This window comes from Candidatus Saccharibacteria bacterium oral taxon 488 (assembly GCA_013099015.1).
Taxonomy (GTDB): domain Bacteria; phylum Patescibacteriota; class Saccharimonadia; order Saccharimonadales; family Saccharimonadaceae; genus Nanosynbacter.
Genome location: CP039998.1, coordinates 77,841 through 96,094 on the forward strand (window position 1 = coordinate 77,841; position 18,254 = coordinate 96,094).

Genomic DNA, 18,254 nt, shown 5'->3' on the forward strand with positions numbered 1-18,254 from the left:
CATGGATGAGGTGCTGCTCATTGATAAGCCAGCTGGCATGACGAGTTTTGGAGTAGTAGCGCGGTTGCGGCGGGTGCTCAGTCAGGCGGCGGGCAAAAAAGTGAAAGTTGGCCATACTGGTACGCTTGATCCGTTCGCTACGGGACTGATGATTATCGTGACGGGCAAGAAGTGCCGTGAGGCTGATACCTTTACGAAGCTTGATAAGTGGTATGAAGCGGAGCTGATACTTGGCGAGATATCGACGACCGGTGATCCTGAGGGTGAACTGACTCGCGTGTCGGAGCGGCAGCCGCCTCGCAGTGAGGTTGAAGCGGTACTCGGTACGTTTGAGGGTGAAATTAAACAGCGCCCACCGATATTTAGCGCTATCAAGATCAATGGCCGTCGGGCCTATCAGCTGGCACGTCAGGGTCAGCCGGTCGATATGCCAGAGCGCATCGTGTTGATCTATGCCCTGGAGCTTGTCGCCTATGAGTATCCTCGTTTGGTGATTCGAGCGTATGTTTCGAGTGGTACGTATATTCGGAGCTTAGCGGTTGATATTGGTCAGAAGCTAGGAACAGGGGCCTACTGCCGCCAGCTACGCCGCCAGGCTATCGCTGAATATGACGTCGCTCAGGCAAAACCATTAGCGGATTTTGGGATTTCGTCTTGAAGTGCTATTATCAGAGCATGGGTAGGCAGACAGGTTTTACAATCGTTGAACTATTAATTGTGATGGTCGTAATTGCAATTTTAGCGGCCATCGGTATTGTGGCGTATTCGGGCGTGCGCCAGGACGCTACTGATACCAAGATCCGTTCCATCGTCAAGATCGCTGGGGACGCGTTGCAGATATATGACACACAGAAACGAACGCTGCCGTCAGGACAGGGGACGTTCAACAACGCTAATAGCGTTGACTCACTTGTACCACAGTATATCCAGCCGGGGTATCGCGAGGGTGTCAGCAGCAAGAACGCGTCAAATCCAAACGATATTTTTGTTTGGTATCCGTGCAAAGATACCTCCGGCAAGGTGACAGGTATCGCGGTATTTGCGGCCCTTAATTCTGCCAAGCCGCAGGAGTCGGCCCAGGTTAATGCGGTCAAGGCGACCTGTAACATTCCGGGCGCAGCCGTGCCGACCACCGGCAAGCCAGCGTATAATTACGTGCAGACATTTTAGCAAATGCAGCTGATTTGCGTTTTTAGCGTAGCATTGGTATAATGACGAGGCTATGATTAGCAAAGACGATAAAGCGAAAGCAATTGCTTTGACTCAGGTCAATAAGGACGACGTTGGCAGCCCGCAGGCGCAGGTGTCGATCTTGACGGCTCGTATCAAAGAGGTCACCAAGCACCTGAAGGCGAATAAGCACGACTTCATGGCACGCCGTGGCTTAATCCAGATGGTTGGCAAGCGTAAGCGCCTGCTCAGATACCTGGAGCGAACTGATTTTGAGAGTTATAAAGCGGTTGTGGCTGCCCTGGGTCTGCGTAAATAGTCGCGCCGGGTAGTTGTACGGATATCCACCTTGATATATCACGAGGTGGGTATTTTGATTTAACGTGGCGTAGCTACAAAAACTGTCCGGCCGTCAGCCGCGCCGCCGAGGGTGCATGAATAGAGGGTAAGCTGTGGCTTGTTGGTTCGGTTTTCGATGTGAACGGCATCCGGCTTGATGTCAAATAACTGAGATATGACGTAGGTATAGCGCCTGCCACGGTAGTCAATGATTATTTCATCGCCAATGCGTAGTTTATCAATATTGTAGAATGGTGATTTTTGGATAGTTTGCTGCGGCGTCAAGCCCATGATAAATCGATGGGCCGACAAGACGAAGTTGCCGCCGTCGACTGGATTGCCATTCTCTGGCCGACGCCACCACGCACCCCGCTCCATAGTCTCGGCGCCGCCAGTAGCGTACGGCACGTTAATGTCAATTTTGGGAATATAGAGGCGGTCCTCGGTGATCTTGGTTTCTGGCGTAACGGCGAGAAGCTGGGTGGTTTCGTTATGCGTTGGATCAATGAGCTGAGCGCGAAAGAATGGACTAAACGCCGTGATGAGCGTGTAGCCGCCGCCAGCGAGCATGATGATAGCCAGACTCATACTGAGCCATCGGCGGCGGTTTTTGACGTGGGTTGTCTGCTTCACTTGTTAATTGTAGCATGGGCGGGTCAGCCTAGCAGCATGAGCCGTTGTTTTATTGGGATGAGCCGATCTGTTTTTTGGGGTGCTGTTTGACTTTTTATAGTTTTTATGCTAAATTACAGATTATGAGTGAATATGCACCGCAGGCTGATAAATTACCGCCAGATGTGGCTAAGCAAGCGGCAAGAGTCAGTGAAGTTGTGGCTGCTGTTAAGAAGCAGATTGGTCCGGATGGGGGACGATTAAGTGATGGCCCGCTGCATCTCGAGAAGTTGGAAGAGCCAAGTGCTGATGACCATAGCCCAAGGTTTACGAATGCGGATGACTTTTGGAAAAACGGTATGGATCCGTCGCAAGACGGCTCTGATACATCCGAAAAACTATTTGTCAATAATTTTTGGCAGTACTTCTTTCCTGATGAAATGTTTGAGAAGGACGAGCTGTTGGGCTCGGTTGTGCTAAGCAAACCACCGCGACAACGGTTGAAGCTGGCGGGAGGAGAGCTCCTCACATCGGTTCAGCGGCTGTTTGGGATGTTATTTGAGGATACCAATATTGATAGTCACAAACTTGCTACCCTGGAGTCAGCAGCTGGTGAAGAGCACCTTACCGATCTTAAGGAGGCAATGTTTATGCTCTATAAGCTGGCGCTACATACGGTTACTCAACAAAATGTTATTGAGGCTGAGTGCTCAAGTGCGCATGAGTATTTGTGCAAATAGGAGTTCGGTATGGTAAGAAACATAAATGCAGAGCCATCAAGGATAAGTCGGCGCGGTCTGTTGTTTGGTGCGGCTGGAGCAGTGGCGGCTACGACTGGTGGGCTGCTTATGAACCGTGGCGATGAAAGTCAACGGATACTATCGGTAGAGACGAATGCCTCGAAGCTTGACCTTGAAAGGGCGTATGAGATATATGGTCAAGCCCGTGACATGTTTCGGCGATGTATTGAGGGTGCGCCTGTGTTTACGAGCGAAATGCCGCCGATATTACCACCACCCGCATCGGTATCTGTCTCTCGAGGCGGAGGTAAGCGCGGTTTTATGACGGGGAGTGCGCTACTGCGTAAGGCCGGTCATTCTGAGCGAGCAGTGATAGGCACGGGAGTCTCTTCGGATTTGGGTGATGATAGTAGGGTGCGCGTAGCCGTCGCGTTTGAGCTGTTGGCGGGCAAACCCGAAGCTAAGATCGCTGAGCTGATGGCGGTTTGGGGAGTATCGAGGCGAGGGTTACCGACAGAACGTGCCTTTCGGGATATACTGTATGAAATTGATCCGGAAGAGCTGATGCTATCCTTTGTGCCAGTATCTCAGAGGCAACCGACAGCGCCAACTAGTGAGCAGCCGTATGAGTGGACTGCTATGCTGCCGGGAATGGAGAGTTTTAATGTGATACAACAAGTCATTGGTGCGGCTGGCGGTAGCTCACCGGAAGTGTTGTTACCAACGCCAAAGGTTTTGGACCGAGTAAGTGAGCAGCTCGCTGCGGTTCGGGATGCGTTTGGTCGGGCTGGCTTCCTCTAAAGCATGCGGCGCTGTGATATAATAGAAAGCACGAATATAACCCGCAGACGGTGATGGATGTGTGGTGTGTTGATAGTAAACCAGCATGCATACACCTGTTACTGTCTTTGCGAGAAAGAGAGGATCTATGGCAATTATTAATCCAAGTGGTAAGGAGATTTTTTCGGTTACTACTGAATTATGCGGGCGGCCGTTGACGCTGGAAGTCAACCGCGTCGGTTTTCGGACGACTGGTAGTGTGCTGGTGCGCTATGGCGATACGGTGGTGCTGGGCAGTGCCCAGGTAGGTAGCCAGCCGGTGCAGCTGGATTATTTCCCGCTGTCGATTGATTATGAAGAACGATTTTATGCGGCAGGCAAAATTTCTGGCTCGCGGTTTATCAAGCGCGAGGGCCGGCCGAGTGACGAGGCGGTGCTGATCGGCCGGTTGATCGACCGTCCGATTCGGCCGCTGTTCCCGAAAGGCTACCGCCAAGAAGTGCAAGTGGTGGCGACGGTCTTAAGTATGGATCCGGATTTCCGTCCGGATGTGGTGGCGATGATTGCGGCGTCGAGCGCCTTGATGCTCACTGGGACGCCGTTTGACGGGCCGGTGGCGGGCCTGCGGGTGGGTCGCGTGAATGGCGAGTTTAAGGCCTTTTTGACGCCGGAGGAGCGTGAGCAATCTGATTTGGATCTGGTGGTGGCTGGCATCGAGAGCGGCATCACCATGGTGGAAGCTGGTGCCAAGGAAGTATCAGAAGAGGTAATTGTCGATGCGATGGCCTGGGCGCACCAGATGATGCAGCCGGCGATTGACTTGCAGCGAGAGTTGGCAGCTAAAGTGGCGCCAGCTGTGCAGGAATATGAATTAGTTTTACCTGACGAAGCTATCCAGCAGACGGCTGACGAATGGGTTGACGGTAAATTAGGCGAGAAAATTCGCCGGCCGTACCCGGAGCGCAACGAGGTAGTTAACGAGATTCGCTGGGCATTCCACGAAGCGATGGCCGAAAAGTTGGGTTTGAATGCTGAGGAGTACGACGAAGTGCGCGACGAATACGATGAAGCATTTACCTTGGCGTTGCATAAAGATGTTCGCCGCGGTATCGTCGAGGATAATATGCGTCCAGACGGTCGTAAATTGACGGAAATCCGCCCGCTCAGCTCAGAGGTTGGTTTGTTGCCACGAGCACACGGTTCGAGCTTGTTTACCCGCGGCGTGACGCAGGGTATGAACATTGTGACTTTGGCGCCGCTGAGTTACGCGCAGCTGGTTGATACTATGGAGGTTAACGACGGCGAGCGGCGCTATATGCATCATTACAATGCGCCGGGCTATACGGTTGGCGAGGTTAAGCGGATGGGCAGTCCGGGCCGGCGCGAGATTGGCCACGGCTATTTGGCGGAGCGCGCCTTGACGCCGGTGCTGCCGAGTGAAGAAGACTTCCCATACGCCATCCGTAGTGTCACCGAAATCATGAGCCAGAACGGTTCGACGTCGATGGCAGCGACCTGTTCAAGCTGTCTGGCGCTGATGGATGCTGGCGTGCCTCTCTCGGCGCCGGTTAGCGGCATTGCCATGGGTCTGATGATGGACGGTGATACGCCGTACGTACTGAGCGATATTGCCGATGCTGAGGATTTTGCCGGCGATATGGATTTCAAGGTGACTGGTACAGCCAAGGGCATCACCGCGCTGCAGATGGATATGAAAGTGCATGGTTTGTCGGTGACAGTGCTGCGCCAAGCGATTGAACAGAGTAAGGCTGGTCGGGCGCATATTTTGCAGCATATGTTGAGTGTGCTGCCAGCGCCGCGGGAGACACTTAGCCCGTACGCGCCGCGGATTGAAAAGCTAAAAATTGATCCAGATAAAATCGGCGCGGTCATCGGCAAGGGCGGCGAGGTGATTAATAAAATTACCAGCGAGACTGGCGCTGAGGTTGATATCAAGGAAGACGGCTTGATTACTATCGCCAGTCCAGACGGTGCATCGATCGAGAAAGCACTTGCCTGGATTAAAAGCCTGGTCGAAGAGCCAGAGGTTAGCAAAATTTACGAAGGCAAGGTGGTCAGTATCAAAGATTTCGGAGCGTTCGTGAATATTCTGCCGGGAGTTGACGGGATGGTGCATATCTCGAAGCTGGCCGATCACCGCGTGGCTAAGGTGACTGATGTGGTCAAGGAAGGACAAACCGTTCGCGTGAAAATCACCGGTATCGATGAACGCGGTAAAATTAACTTGACGATGATCGGGTTATAACTTTTGCTTTTTAGCAAAATACGATACAATGAGAATGTAAGAGTAATTGAGGGGGATTATGGACGACAAAAATAATAAGAACGTACCACAACCGACAGCAACATCGCCCGTGGCGACCGAGCAGACTGCTCCGGCGCCCTCGCAGCCAGTACCACCGGTGCCGCAACCACAGCAGCCACTGCAGCAAGGTGTACCGATGCAGCCCAAGAAAGGGTTGAGCAAGGGCGCGCTATGGGGTATCATTGGCGGTTCAATAGGTTTGATAGTTATCGTGGTTGGCATTGTGCTGGCTGTTATATTCCTTGGTGGGCCATCAAAAGCCGACTACCAAGAAGCTGCTAAGACACTGAAGGAGTTTGACGGTAACAGCCTCAACTCGGCACTCAAGTCGTCGAATGCTGATAACGCAAAGAAGCTGATTGAAGAGGCGGTGGGACGTGCTGATTCGATGATGAAGAAGCTTGATTCATCGAAGATTATGCGCGACGAGGAGACCAAAAAATCCTTTGGCGAGTACAAGACTGCCTATGAGAAGGTGCGCCCAAATATGCTTGCCATCGCCAATCTGATAGGAGATATGAAAGACTTCTCCAAGAAGTGTTCACCGAGCTATTTTAGCTATATCGGTAAGCCAGCAGATGAAGTTAGGAAGCTCTACGATGAAAAAATGAGCGGCTGCTATCAGTTACTCGATAACATTACCAAATCAGAGCAAAAAGAAGTGCAGGACTTTGGTAAGCAGATGAAGGAGTATTACAAGGCGTTAGGTGATTTCTTTGTAGCACGCGCCAATAAAGATTACAGTGTTCAGGCACCGCGCCTGTCGTCAGGCAGATCAAACCCGCTATCCAGTTTTGCCAAGAAAATCCAAGAATCAAATTTGCAGAAGCACGAAAAAGACTTCATCAATCTAGTGAAAGAAAAAGCTGAAAAGTAATTTTCGCCTCGGCAGCAAGCAAAACACCTCGCATAGTGACGAGGTGTTTTGTATAATAGAAATATGGATGAGGCGGCGCAACTGGAGGTTTTGGCGGCAGAGATTATCGCTGGTGATATTTGTCATGACTTGGCGCTGCAGGCGACGCAGCTGGTGATGGGTGATGGCCGAGCTGACGCAGACATTATATTTATCGGTGAAGCGCCGGGAAAAAACGAAGACCTTCAGGGCAAACCATTCGTTGGGGCAGCTGGTACATTTCTTGACGAGATGTTAGCCGCAGCCCAGTTACGTCGTCAAGATGTCTATATCACCAATATCGTTAAATATCGGCCGCCAAACAATCGTGACCCGCTGCCGGAGGAGAAGCGCGCTTTTTGGCCGTATTTGATGCGCCAATTGCAAATTATTCAGCCAAAGGTAGTCATCACATTGGGTCGGCATAGCGGCATGGCATTCATTCCCGACTTGGCGATTTCGCGTGATCATGGTAATCCGCGCTGGGCACAATTCAACGGTTTGAAGTTCTTGGTGATTCCGCTGTATCATCCGGCAGCAGCGCTGTATAATGGAGCATTACGGCAGACGTTAATTGATGATTTTGTGCGGGCGGCGCAATTGGCCGCCCAGGCGAGCGCCTGAGCTATTTTTGACAAGAGTTAGCGCCCCGTGCTATAATGGACGCAATTGTTAGGGGATAGATTTGTCGTACGTTGCTCCGTGTCTATCGCCTGTCATTCTAATTTTGCAAGGTATATTTTTATAAAAGGAGAACAATACGCATGGGCCAAAGACGACTCGCAACGCCGAAGGGTGATGATCAGTCAAAACGACCAGCTACAAAAAAAAGTAATACGGCGGTGATGAATAGCACCACCACTCGCAAGGGCGAGGTGTTTCGGGCGCAGCGGCGGACGAGCGAGAATGTTAACCTCAGGGCGTCGCAGCACGTGATTGATATTCCGGTCAACAAATCAGTTTACAACGGCTATGGCGGTGAGCAATTTAGCGCCAAAATGCAGCCAAAACGGGTCCGCGGCGGCAAGCCAAAGTTGAGGATTATCCCAATCGGTGGTGTCGGCGAAATGGGCATCGGTAAAAATATGAACGCCATTGAGTATGACGATGAGATTATCATTGTGGACATGGGTTTCCTGTTTCCGGGCAGCGATTATCCAGGTATCAACTACATTACGCCAGACATCACCTGGCTCGAGGAAAATAAGCACAAGATCAAGGCGCACGTGTTCACTCACGGACACCTCGATCACATCGGTTCCTTCCGGCACTTTATCCACCGAATTCCAGCGCCGGTCTATGCGTCGAAATTTACTATCGGCATGCTGGATAAGTCGATGGCTGATGCGGACACCGATTTTCAGCCAGACTTTCGAGTGATGGATCCATTGAGTCATGAAATTGTTCAAGTGTCTAAGCACTTTTCGGTTGAATTGGTGCGGGTGAACCACTCCATCCCTGATTCGACGGCGGTGATCATTCGGACGCCGCTGGGCGTAGTGATTGACTCTGGTGACTGGCGATTTGAGGAAAGTCCAGTTGACGGCCAGAAGTTTGATCTTGAGCGTATGACAGAGATTGCCGCCAAAGAGGGCGTGTTGATGTTTATGAATGAATCGACCAACTGTGAATCAGAGGGGACGCACACGCACACGGAGTTTGATATTCAATATTCCATCGGTCAGGTGATGGATAAATTTAGTAACAGCCGGGTGATTTTAAGCTGTTTTTCATCACAGGTGCACCGCTTGCAATTGATTTTGGAAGAAGCACACAAGCACGGCCGCAAGGTGGCATTTGCCGGCTTTTCAATGATTCAGAACTTGGAAGTGGCGCTGCGCTCGGGAACTATCAAGATCCCGAAAGACACTGTCATGAAGATGGAGGATATCATCAAGCTGCCGGATAACCAAATCACCGTGGTCTGTACTGGTTCGCAGGGTGAATTTAATGCCGTGTTGAGCCGCATGGCGACTGGCGCGCATAAATACATGAAGATTAAAGGCTCTGACGTGGTGGTGTTTAGCTCTAACCCAATTCCGGGCAACGAGAAAAACGTGGTGCGAACAGTTGATGGCTTGATGCGCGAAGGTTCTGATGTGATTCAGAACGGCAAGACACACTTGACGGGGATTGGACCGCTGCATTTGTCGGGTCATGGTTACTACGACGATCACGTTAAGTTGATTAACGCCCTGAACCCAACGTACTATATGCCAATTCACGGCGAATTTCACATGTTGGTTTACAATGCTCGGCTGGCAGAAAAAGAGTGCGGTATTCCTAGGAAGAATATCTTTGTGTGTGACGCTGGTGACATTATTGAAATTGATATTGAACGGCAGGCTAAGAAAGCCGGTCGAATTCAAGTTGGCGGTGTGATGTATGACGATACGGGCGCTATCGTTTCTGAGGTGGTGTTAAAAGACCGCATCCATATGTCTCAGGAAGGTATGTTTGTGGTGGTGTTAACGGTACAGCGTGGCACGGGACGGTTACTAACCAGCCCAGACATTATTTCCCGCGGTTTCATCTATCTACGCGATTCCGAGGAATTGATGAATATGATTCGCCAGTACTTGAAGCAGAAGGCAGCGCGCAGTTTTGCTGGTAAGTATGATCTTGACGTGGTGAAAAAAGAGATTAAGGACGAAGTTACGCACATTCTGTACGACCAGACGCGCCGGACGCCGATTGTCATCCCGGTAATTAACGAAGTCGGCGGTTTGAAAACGGTAAAACCGACTACTGCTTCGAATGCTTCTACTGCAAAGACACCGGTGCGCAGCAAAAAACCTACCATCGCTTCAGCGGCGGAACCGAAAATGACTCTGCCAACTATGCCGCGCCGCCGTTTCCCGCGCCGCCAGGTGCCAGACACCGAGGCGAATGATACCAAGGCTCGAGAGGTCGGCCGAGTGCGCGCGTACTAGCCACGCTTGCTATTTGTTGTAAAATATGCTACAATGTGAATGTCGGTAAAGTGATATAATAAAAATAGTTATGCCAAAAAAACGAAAATCTACCCGCAAGAAATCAGTTTCCACAGCTCCAAAGCATGATGTGCCGAGCGGCTTTTGGGCGCAAGTCGGCGCGGTGCTGCTCGTCGTGTTGTCGCTCCTGTTAGTGGTGGCGTGGTTCGGTGTTGGTGGTCCGGTGCTGGAGTGGCTACATAAGGCGACTCTGAGCATGCTTGGTTACGCGATGTATGGGCTGCCGATTTTGCTAATATATATTGCTGTGGAGATTTTCCGCGCGGAGAATAATCGGTTGCCGCTGGCGATGAAATTAGCAGCCATCCTCGAAGTAGTGTGGCTGTCAGGGCTGTTTGGGCTAGTAAAAACACCAGCTCGGCCGGAGGCTGGTGGGTTCATCGGCGATACGGCTAATCGAGCGATGAGTGCCATGGTCGACCCGGGCATCGCTGCTTTGATATATGTGGTGCTCATTGTCATCACGGCGTTATTTATTACCCAGACGTCGCCGTTTACGGTGATCAAGAAAGTAGCCGAGGCGTTCAAGCGCGACCACTCCGAGGAGGATAACAATGCGGCAGTCATGAAGAAGGCGGCTCGCGAGGATGCGGCCAGCGCCAAATCATCGAGCAACATCAAGCTCAATGCCGGTGTCCCAACCGTCGATCCAGTCACGCCAAAGGACAGAAGGACGTCACCGCTGAGCAGTCTGCGCGGTAGCGTGGCGCGGGACAAGGCAGCTGAGGAGCAAGCAGCACTAGTGGCGGCACACGACCCGAACTGGCAGGCGCCGAGCCTTGATCTGCTAGAGAAAAAGCAAAGTCCAGCTGACGCTGGTGATATTCGGCAAAACGCACAGATTATTCACGATACCCTAGCAGAGTTCAATATCGATGTGGAGATGGAAGACGCAAATATTGGGCCGAAAGTGACGCAGTATACCTTGCGACCGCCGAGTGGTGTGAAGTTGACACGCATCACGGCGCTGGAGACGAATATTGCTTTGAATTTAGCGGCGCAGAGCTTGCGGATTGAAGCGCCAATTCCTGGGCAAAAAGCCGTTGGTATTGAGGTGCCAAATCGCCGAGCGGCTGATGTGCGGCTGTATGGCGTTCTGGATTCTAAACAATGGAAGAATGCTCGTGAACCATTGAGTTTCGCTATCGGTAAAGATATTTCTGGTGAAGCAGTGGTCGGTGAACTGAATAAAATGCCACATATGTTGATCGCTGGACAGACTGGTTCTGGTAAGTCGGTAATGATTAACACCTTGCTGACGAGTTTGCTATATCGCAACAGTCCAAGCGATATGAAGTTGATTTTGGTTGACCCGAAGCAGGTGGAAATGGCACCGTACGAAGACATCCCACATTTGCTGACTCCGGTGATTACTGAGCCAGAAAAGACTATTTCGGCCTTGAAATGGGCGGTCAATGAGATGGAGCGGCGCTATAAGCTGTTGGCGGCCGAGAAGATTCGCGATATTAAAGGGTATAATCAACGGCTAGCTACGCGAGCTAAAAAAATCCCGGTAGCGGACGCCGATGGCAATATTCAACAGCACGAAGACGGGGCGATGCCGTACATCGTTATCGTAATTGACGAGCTAGCCGATTTGATGATGGTGGCGGCACGCGACGTCGAGGCGCTGATCGTTCGCTTGGCGCAGAAAGCGCGGGCGGTGGGTATCCACCTGGTCTTGGCAACGCAGCGGCCGAGCGTTGACGTGATTACTGGTTTGATCAAGGCGAACGTGCCGGCGCGTATCGGCTTTACCGTGGCGTCGCAGGTTGACTCGCGGACCATTCTTGATCAAATTGGGGCTGAGAAGCTGCTTGGTCAGGGTGATATGCTGCTGTATACGCCGAGTATGAGCAAGCCAAAGCGCATTCAAGGTGCGTGGGTGACCGATGATGAGGTCAATAAAATTACTGATCACCTGCGGATGCAGTCAGCACCGCAGTACAATGATGAGGTGGTGGCGCAGCCGGTACAACTAAATGGTAAGGGCGGCATAGCAGTTGATTTTAGCGGCAATGGTGAAGACGAAGCATTTATGGACGCGGTGCGAGTGGTGATTGAGGGCGGCAAGGCCTCTACCAGCTATCTGCAACGGCGGCTACGGATTGGCTACGGCAAGGCAGCGCGACTGATTGAAGAGATGGAAGAGCGTGGCATTGTCGGTCCAGCGAACGGCTCAAAAGCTCGTGATGTTTTGGTCTCAAGTGTCGATGAGCTAGGGCAATAGCTAGCTTGACATAATTATTTTATAGGTTATAATACGCTAAGTGAGAAGTTGATTTGTATGTGGAAGGATGGCTACATGGCGCACATAAGTTGTAGAAATAATGGAGAATTATCTCCTGATAGTAAAGGCGACAAGTTAAGAAAGCTTCTTGTGCTGGGGGTTGCTGCAGTCACGTTAGCCGTATCGGGTATACTTGGGTATAGTCTTGGCCGGTCACACGATGTTCCGCCCGCACCATCAGTAGAAAATACCGATGGTGGAACATCCAAAGAGTCCAATGATAGTTCGAGAGTGGAAGAAATTACACTTACGCCACCAGACACCGAAGGCCGTCGAGAGGCAGAGGTCTTTTTAAAGGATCCCAATATAGTCCAGTCTGCGCGCGATGTTGCTGGACGAGTGCTTACTGCTGCAGGGAAGTCGGTTGATAGTAATGCCGCTCGACTCGTTCGCCAAGATTATTATGATGATCACAATAGGCCTAAACAGCAGTCAATAACAATTACAGATGATAAGGGACACGTTGTATCGGTTGATGTTGCTCAAGGCGACAAAAGGTTTGGTGGAAGTGAGATCGCAGTAGAAGTTACCACTGATATAATTGAGGTCGGCGCAAAGAGTAGACAGACGGATCGGATAACGTGGCGGTTGGATTTTTTGTCTCCAGAACCTGTGGCACATCAGCATATCGAATCTCCAGAAGCACTACTACCGGCTCTAGAAGGCGTGTTACCGACGAAAGTGGAATGGTCGCACAGACAGACTGCTGATGGTTGGTCGGAGACTAAGGAAATTACAATCGTTTCACCAAAGTCTGTCTCGCCATCGAGACCAGATTATGAAAGCATAGCGGCGGTACCGGCTAAGGGAGAGATTAATGGTCGGGCCGTGGAGAGTGCTAAGGTATATGATGCGGCAAAAAGCCTATTTGATCGGCTCGCGACCGATGGTGATATATCCGATATCTTGCCCTCTCAGTAAACTAACGTGCCGCCAGATATTCACCAAGTAGTGTTATTTTGTGGCCAGTTGAGGTAATTTTATTAATGGCGCGATGTAATGACGGGCCGGCAGCGTCAACGGTCATAAAGAATTTATAGTTCCACGGCTGGCCGACGATGGGCTGGGATTGTAGGCTGGTGAGGTTAATGGACTGATCGGCGAATGTGCGGAGTATTTCAAGGAGGCTGCCTGGCTGATGGGCGGTGGTCACCACAAGCGTTGCTCGATCAGCGTCGGTCGCCGTGGTTATCTGGTCAAGGACCAGGAAACGCGTGATGTTGTCCTGAGCATCTTGGATGTGGTGTTTGAGAATTGGCATATTGTATAGTTGGGCAGCGGTTTCGCTAGCAATGGCCGCTAGGTGTGGTGAACCCTGTTGTTTGATAAATTCGACAGCGCCAGCGGTATCAAAATATTCAATTTGTGTGGCTTGTGGCAGGCGTTCTTGGAGAAATTGATGGCATTGCGACAGAGCGACAGGATGTGAATAGACAGCAGTGATATCTTCAAGTTTTGTGCCTGGATTGGTGATGAGGGTTTGTTGAATGGTAAGCGTCACTTCACCGACGATGGGAGCGCTACAAGATTCGATGTGACGGTAGGTCTCGTTGATGGTGCCATAAATGGTATTTTCCACTGCCACGACAACGGCGTCGGCCTTACTGTGAGCATAGGTTTGAAAGACATCACCAAAGGTCACGCACGGAACAATGGTAGCGTCAGGTCCGTACCATTGTTTTGCTGCTTGTTCGTGAAATGATCCAGCTTGTCCTTGAATGGCGATACGCATGAACCCTATTGTAGCATGGTCTGGCGGGGTGCATCACTGGACTTTTGCATTAGATTACCGTATAATACGGAGGAATAATAACCTAAGGTTATGTGCGATAACATAACCATCCGTAATGGATTCCAAAGGAGGAAACATGAACGAATACGAACTGACCGTTCTAGTCCATCCAGATTTGGAAGCAAATCTGGATGCGGCCCTAGACAAGGTCCGGTCGCTCGTCACTACCAATGGTGGCGAAATTACCAAAGAAGACAATTGGGGCAAGAAAAAACTAGCCTATACAATTCGCCGTGAAGACTTTGCGGTGTATGTTTACTTTGAGGTGAAGTTGCCAAGCAGTGCACCGCTCAAGATATCAAATGTTCTGAATATCACCGACGAGGTACTTCGTTATTTGTTGGTTAAGACCGACGAGAAGACACGTCGGGCGCTTGCTGAGCAGAAAGAGCGCGAAGCTAAGGCCGCTACCGAGGCGGCTGATAAAGAAGCCTAATATTCGACGCGATACATAATAAAAAAGGAGGGTCATCATGGCACGAAGTATCAACCAAGTTATTTTACTGGGACGGTTAACGCGCGATCCAGAGCAGCGAACAACGCCATCTGGTCGGACAGTTGTTAGCTTTAGTATCGCGGTTGATCGTGCCGGACAGGATGATCAAGCTGATTTTTTCGACGTTACCGCGTGGGAAAAATTGGGCGAACTGGTGATGCAGTACCTATCAAAAGGCCGCCGCGTGTTGGTGCAGGGTCGGTTGCGACAGGACAGCTGGGATGATAAAGAAACCGGCAAGCGCCGCTCGCGTATTGAAGTGACGGCGACCGACGTAACATTCCTTGACGCCCCGAGCGGTGATAGCGCGAATACAACCGCATCACGTAATACTAATACCAAGCAGGCTGAGACCGTAGCGGATATTGATGATAAACCGATCGATCTTAGCGAGATACCGTTCTAAAGGAGAACAAAATGGCAAAACGATTAAAGAAAGATACCCCAACGGTTTTTGACTATAAGGATGTCAAAACATTAATGCGCTATGTTAATGCGTATGGTCAAATTGAGCCGATAGCGAAGACGGGTCTCAGTGTCAAGCAGCAGCGTAGCTTGGCAGTGGCGATCAAGCGTGCTCGGCACTTAGCATTGCTGCCGTTTGTATCGCAAGGGCAATAAAAGTATACGTGTTGAGGGAACTCTCTAACCCCGAACGTATTTATAGATAAGAGAGAAAGTCGAGTGGTCTGTGCAGGGTAAGGCGCGGGCCACTGTTGTTTGTGGGCTGCTGTACAGCGTGTTTTATTTTTGATACGAGATAGTATTATGATGCTACTAAGCCCACTGTGGGATATTTGAGTAAAAAATATGTTCAGTCAGCGAGAAATACTCTACCGTCCGAAAGAATGTTAGAATTAAGAACGGTAGCTTAATAGTTATAGGAAAGGAAAAATAACATGTATCAGCCGACAGATCTTAAAAAAGGTACGGTTTGTCAGATTGACGGTAAGCCATATCGCGTCATTGAATATGGACAGAAGGTTATGGGGCGTGGAGGTTCTATTGTGAACGTTAAATTGAAAAACTTACTGGATGGAAGTGTCATCCCGAAGACCTTTAAGGGTCAAGACAAAATAGAGCCAGCTGAGGTGACTAGCAAGACTGTTCAATATTTATATCATGACGGAGATATGTTCTGCTTCATGGATCCAGAAAGTTTTGAACAATTTGAACTGTCTAATGATGTGGTAGATGAGGCAAAAAATTATTTGAAAGAAGGTTGTGAGCTGAATCTCCAGGTGTTTGACGGGCGAGTGATTAATGTTGAATTACCAAAAAATCTTTATCTCGAAGTTACATATACCGAAGATGTCGTGAAGGGCGATACAACCTCAAGCGTACTTAAGGATGCAACGCTTGAGACGGGCCTTGTTATTAAGGTACCAGCATTCATTAAACAGGGCGATATTGTCAGTGTTGACACAGCGACGGGTGAATATCGAGAGCGCAAAAAATAACAAAAGGGCCTTCTTGCCGGAAGCGTCGCCCAGGGTGTTCGGGCGACGCTTTTTGTTGTCATGAATACATCAAATAACGACAAAGAATGGAACGAGATTTTAGGTATTGATGCTAAAAATACAACGTAATGTATGTATAGCTGGTAGGGTGTTTTTGGTGATACATACGACAGTTGTTTTCATGAAAATATGGGTCTATTTGCGATAATGGTGAGAGTTTTCTTGGCCACTACAGGGGTAAATATAACTATTGATGTATAAATTACACTGATGCGTAGTATACAACGTTGTATTTTAGTTAACGTAGAATTAACGATAGTAAAGATCGGCCCATAGGTAAAAAAGAGAATAACTATTGATGTATTTATAACAGCAGTTTCGCTATCGCAGTAGATCGTTAGTTATTGAGAAAAATATGTATTCAGGCTACAATGAGAAGTGACATGAAGCAGCGATTAGATAAAATGATACTAGAACGCGGGTTGGTTGAATCGCGTTCAGAAGCAGAGAATTGGATAGGCTTAGGGCAAGTCATGGTCAATGGTAGGGTGGCGACGCGTCCCGGATGTTTCGTTAATGAGACAGCAGACATTACATTGCTGACTCGTGAGCGGTACGTTTCGCGTGCAGGCCTCAAGCTAGCGGGCGTGGCGGATAGTTTTCGGTTGGACTTTCAGGGGAAAACAGTGCTGGACATAGGGTCGAGTACTGGTGGATTTACTGATTTTGCGCTGCGTCATGGCGCCCGACGTGTGTATGCTGTTGATGTGGGCACGAATCAGTTGCACCATCGACTGCGTGACGATCGGCGCATAATATTACACGAAAAGACAGACATTCGTGACTTTGAGCTTGATTGTCCACCAGACATTATCGTGGGAGACGTGTCATTTATTAGTCTGCGCGACATTCTACCACACGTTGCAAAACGGCTGATGGGCAGTGCGACGGTGCTTGTAGCGATGGTAAAACCGCAGTTCGAGGCAGGGCGTCATTTGGTACAAAAGGGTGTTGTAAAAAATGCTGCTATACGACGAAAGATCCTGACCGATTTTGAACAATGGGCAAGACAGTACTTCGTAGTTCTTGATAAAAAGGATAGCACCATCGCTGGCGGTAAGGGTAACGTTGAGCGCTTTTATAAGTTACAACTAAAAAATAACAGAGGTAATAGCTGTAGTAAAAAGGGCATCGTTGTACTTAAATAAACGTAGTATAATATACAATAATGTTAGACATTGAACCGAAATTCGACGACATCGTTAGGCTGCATGATGTAATTTTTACCCTCAGTACGTATTTTACCCGCTTCACGGGCCTTAGCTTCTGAACCTGCGGCAACAAGGTCGTGGTAGCTAATGACTTGTGCAGCGATGAATCCGCGCTCAAAGTCTGAGTGGATGACGCCAGCAGCCCGTGGCGCCGTCCAGCCTTTATGTATTGTCCATGCTCTAACTTCCTTCTGACCTGCCGTGAGATAGCTTTGTAGACCAAGTGTGTCGTACGCGGCATGGATAAGCTGCGACAATCCGGTTTCGGAAGCCCCGTAGCTATCAAGTAGCTCCAAGGCGTCATTATTTGACAATTCTCTGAGCTCTTCTTCAAGCTTGGCACAAATAAATAATACTCGGGCTGGCGCGACGAGTTTGGCAAGTTTTTCCTGCAGGGCATGGTCGCCGAGCCCCGCCTCGTCAACATTAAATGTATAAATAATTGGCTTGGCAGTGAGTAAATGAAGATCATTAATTATCTCATATTTGATATTTTCTATGGATGCTATCGGCATACCTGAATTAAGTGACGTCAGGAGCGTTTCAAGGTATGTAGCCACCTGTCGTGCCTCCGGCTTGGCTTTGGCTTCTTTCTGGAGACGAGGTAGACGATGTTCTATGGTTTGGATGTCGGCAAGGATAAGTTCGGTATTGATGATGTCAATGTCGGCCTGAGGGTCAATCGGAGTATTGTCGTGTCGTAATATATCTGAGTTTTCAAAGGCGCGAACGATGTGGATAATGGCGTCGCATTCGCGAATATTGTGCAGGAATTTATTGCCAAGCCCTTCTCCTTTTGAGGCGCCAGCTACCAATCCAGCGATGTCGACGAACGTTACGGTCGCGGGGATAATTTTTTGCGTATCATACAGTTTTGCGAGCACATCGAGCCGCTCATCGGGAACCGGTACGATGCCAGTATTCGGTTCAATGGTGGCAAACGGGTAATTAGCCGCTAGAATATTATTGTTAGTAAGTGCATTAAATATGGTCGACTTACCGACATTTGGCAGGCCGACGATTCCGATTGATAGACTCATATCGTGTATTATAACAAATTACACAAACTTGCCTCAGTATATAATATGTA

Annotated in this window: 19 protein-coding genes; 16 read left to right on the plus strand and 3 right to left on the minus strand. The window is 49.6% G+C overall.

Annotated features, from left to right (window positions below; translation table 11 throughout):
* The first annotated feature begins 1 nt into the window (after window position 1).
* The 3 genes from truB to rpsO are packed head-to-tail and all read left to right on the plus strand — an operon-like array spanning window position 2 to window position 1,489.
* Window positions 2-658, plus strand: coding sequence for a tRNA pseudouridine(55) synthase TruB (gene truB / locus FBF29_00400; protein QJU07174.1), 657 nt, complete (start codon window positions 2-4; stop codon window positions 656-658).
* Window positions 659-675: 17 nt separating this feature from the next.
* On the plus strand, window positions 676-1,170 hold the full coding sequence (locus FBF29_00405; GenBank protein ID QJU07175.1) for a prepilin-type N-terminal cleavage/methylation domain-containing protein: 495 nt from the start codon (window positions 676-678) through the stop codon (window positions 1,168-1,170).
* A 52-nt stretch (window positions 1,171-1,222) separates the two neighbouring features.
* Window positions 1,223-1,489 carry a 30S ribosomal protein S15 gene (gene rpsO, locus FBF29_00410; protein QJU07176.1) on the plus strand — a complete coding sequence of 89 codons (267 nt, stop codon included), beginning with the start codon at window positions 1,223-1,225 and terminating at the stop codon, window positions 1,487-1,489.
* Between the two features lie 59 nt (window positions 1,490-1,548).
* On the opposite strand, the gene FBF29_00415 is transcribed toward rpsO, so the two are convergent.
* Window positions 1,549-2,142 carry a sortase gene (locus FBF29_00415; GenBank protein QJU07177.1) on the minus strand — a complete coding sequence of 198 codons (594 nt, stop codon included), beginning with the start codon at window positions 2,140-2,142 and terminating at the stop codon, window positions 1,549-1,551.
* A 122-nt stretch (window positions 2,143-2,264) separates the two neighbouring features.
* On the opposite strand from FBF29_00415, the gene FBF29_00420 reads away from it, so the two are divergent.
* The 8 genes from FBF29_00420 (at window position 2,265) to FBF29_00455 (ending at window position 13,066) form a co-directional block, all read left to right on the plus strand.
* On the plus strand, window positions 2,265-2,861 hold the full coding sequence (locus FBF29_00420) for a hypothetical protein (protein QJU07178.1): 597 nt from the start codon (window positions 2,265-2,267) through the stop codon (window positions 2,859-2,861).
* 9 nt (window positions 2,862-2,870) lie between these two features.
* Window positions 2,871-3,662 carry a hypothetical protein gene (locus tag FBF29_00425; GenBank protein QJU07179.1) on the plus strand — a complete coding sequence of 264 codons (792 nt, stop codon included), beginning with the start codon at window positions 2,871-2,873 and terminating at the stop codon, window positions 3,660-3,662.
* A gap of 127 nt (window positions 3,663-3,789) precedes the next feature.
* Window positions 3,790-5,907, plus strand: a complete 2,118-nt coding sequence (pnp, locus tag FBF29_00430; GenBank protein ID QJU07180.1) for a polyribonucleotide nucleotidyltransferase — start codon at window positions 3,790-3,792, stop codon at window positions 5,905-5,907.
* A 58-nt stretch (window positions 5,908-5,965) separates the two neighbouring features.
* Window positions 5,966-6,844 (plus strand): hypothetical protein, encoded by an 879-nt coding sequence (locus FBF29_00435; GenBank protein QJU07181.1) that lies wholly within the window; start codon window positions 5,966-5,968, stop codon window positions 6,842-6,844.
* Window positions 6,845-6,907: 63 nt separating this feature from the next.
* Window positions 6,908-7,486 carry a uracil-DNA glycosylase gene (locus FBF29_00440; protein ID QJU07182.1) on the plus strand — a complete coding sequence of 193 codons (579 nt, stop codon included), beginning with the start codon at window positions 6,908-6,910 and terminating at the stop codon, window positions 7,484-7,486.
* Between the two features lie 140 nt (window positions 7,487-7,626).
* Window positions 7,627-9,795 (plus strand): ribonuclease J, encoded by a 2,169-nt coding sequence (locus tag FBF29_00445; GenBank protein QJU07183.1) that lies wholly within the window; start codon window positions 7,627-7,629, stop codon window positions 9,793-9,795.
* A 70-nt stretch (window positions 9,796-9,865) separates the two neighbouring features.
* On the plus strand, window positions 9,866-12,085 hold the full coding sequence (locus tag FBF29_00450; GenBank protein ID QJU07184.1) for a hypothetical protein: 2,220 nt from the start codon (window positions 9,866-9,868) through the stop codon (window positions 12,083-12,085).
* A 75-nt stretch (window positions 12,086-12,160) separates the two neighbouring features.
* Window positions 12,161-13,066, plus strand: coding sequence for a hypothetical protein (locus FBF29_00455; GenBank protein ID QJU07185.1), 906 nt, complete (start codon window positions 12,161-12,163; stop codon window positions 13,064-13,066).
* Between the two features lies 1 nt (window position 13,067).
* Here FBF29_00455 and FBF29_00460 read toward each other — a convergent pair whose 3' ends face one another.
* The gene (locus FBF29_00460; protein ID QJU07186.1) at window positions 13,068-13,877 is read right to left on the minus strand and encodes a hypothetical protein; all 810 of its coding nucleotides are present in this window, start codon (window positions 13,875-13,877) and stop codon (window positions 13,068-13,070) included.
* 115 nt (window positions 13,878-13,992) lie between these two features.
* Here FBF29_00460 and rpsF point away from each other — a divergent pair, with 115 nt between their 5' ends.
* The 5 genes from rpsF to FBF29_00485 all read left to right on the plus strand — a co-directional run bounded on the left by rpsF (window position 13,993) and on the right by FBF29_00485 (window position 17,101).
* A complete protein-coding gene (gene rpsF / locus FBF29_00465) occupies window positions 13,993-14,373 on the plus strand; it encodes a 30S ribosomal protein S6 (protein QJU07187.1) in 381 nt (126 codons plus the stop codon).
* Window positions 14,374-14,410: 37 nt separating this feature from the next.
* Complete coding sequence (locus FBF29_00470) at window positions 14,411-14,839, plus strand: single-stranded DNA-binding protein (GenBank protein ID QJU07188.1); 429 nt, start codon at window positions 14,411-14,413, stop codon at window positions 14,837-14,839.
* Between the two features lie 11 nt (window positions 14,840-14,850).
* A complete protein-coding gene (gene rpsR, locus FBF29_00475; GenBank protein QJU07189.1) occupies window positions 14,851-15,054 on the plus strand; it encodes a 30S ribosomal protein S18 in 204 nt (67 codons plus the stop codon).
* Window positions 15,055-15,332: 278 nt separating this feature from the next.
* Window positions 15,333-15,893 carry an elongation factor P gene (efp, locus tag FBF29_00480; GenBank protein ID QJU07190.1) on the plus strand — a complete coding sequence of 187 codons (561 nt, stop codon included), beginning with the start codon at window positions 15,333-15,335 and terminating at the stop codon, window positions 15,891-15,893.
* A 431-nt stretch (window positions 15,894-16,324) separates the two neighbouring features.
* Complete coding sequence (locus FBF29_00485) at window positions 16,325-17,101, plus strand: TlyA family RNA methyltransferase (protein QJU07191.1); 777 nt, start codon at window positions 16,325-16,327, stop codon at window positions 17,099-17,101.
* 23 nt (window positions 17,102-17,124) lie between these two features.
* Here FBF29_00485 and ychF read toward each other — a convergent pair whose 3' ends face one another.
* On the minus strand, window positions 17,125-18,204 hold the full coding sequence (gene ychF, locus FBF29_00490) for a redox-regulated ATPase YchF (protein QJU07192.1): 1,080 nt from the start codon (window positions 18,202-18,204) through the stop codon (window positions 17,125-17,127).
* Window positions 18,205-18,254: the final 50 nt, after the last annotated feature.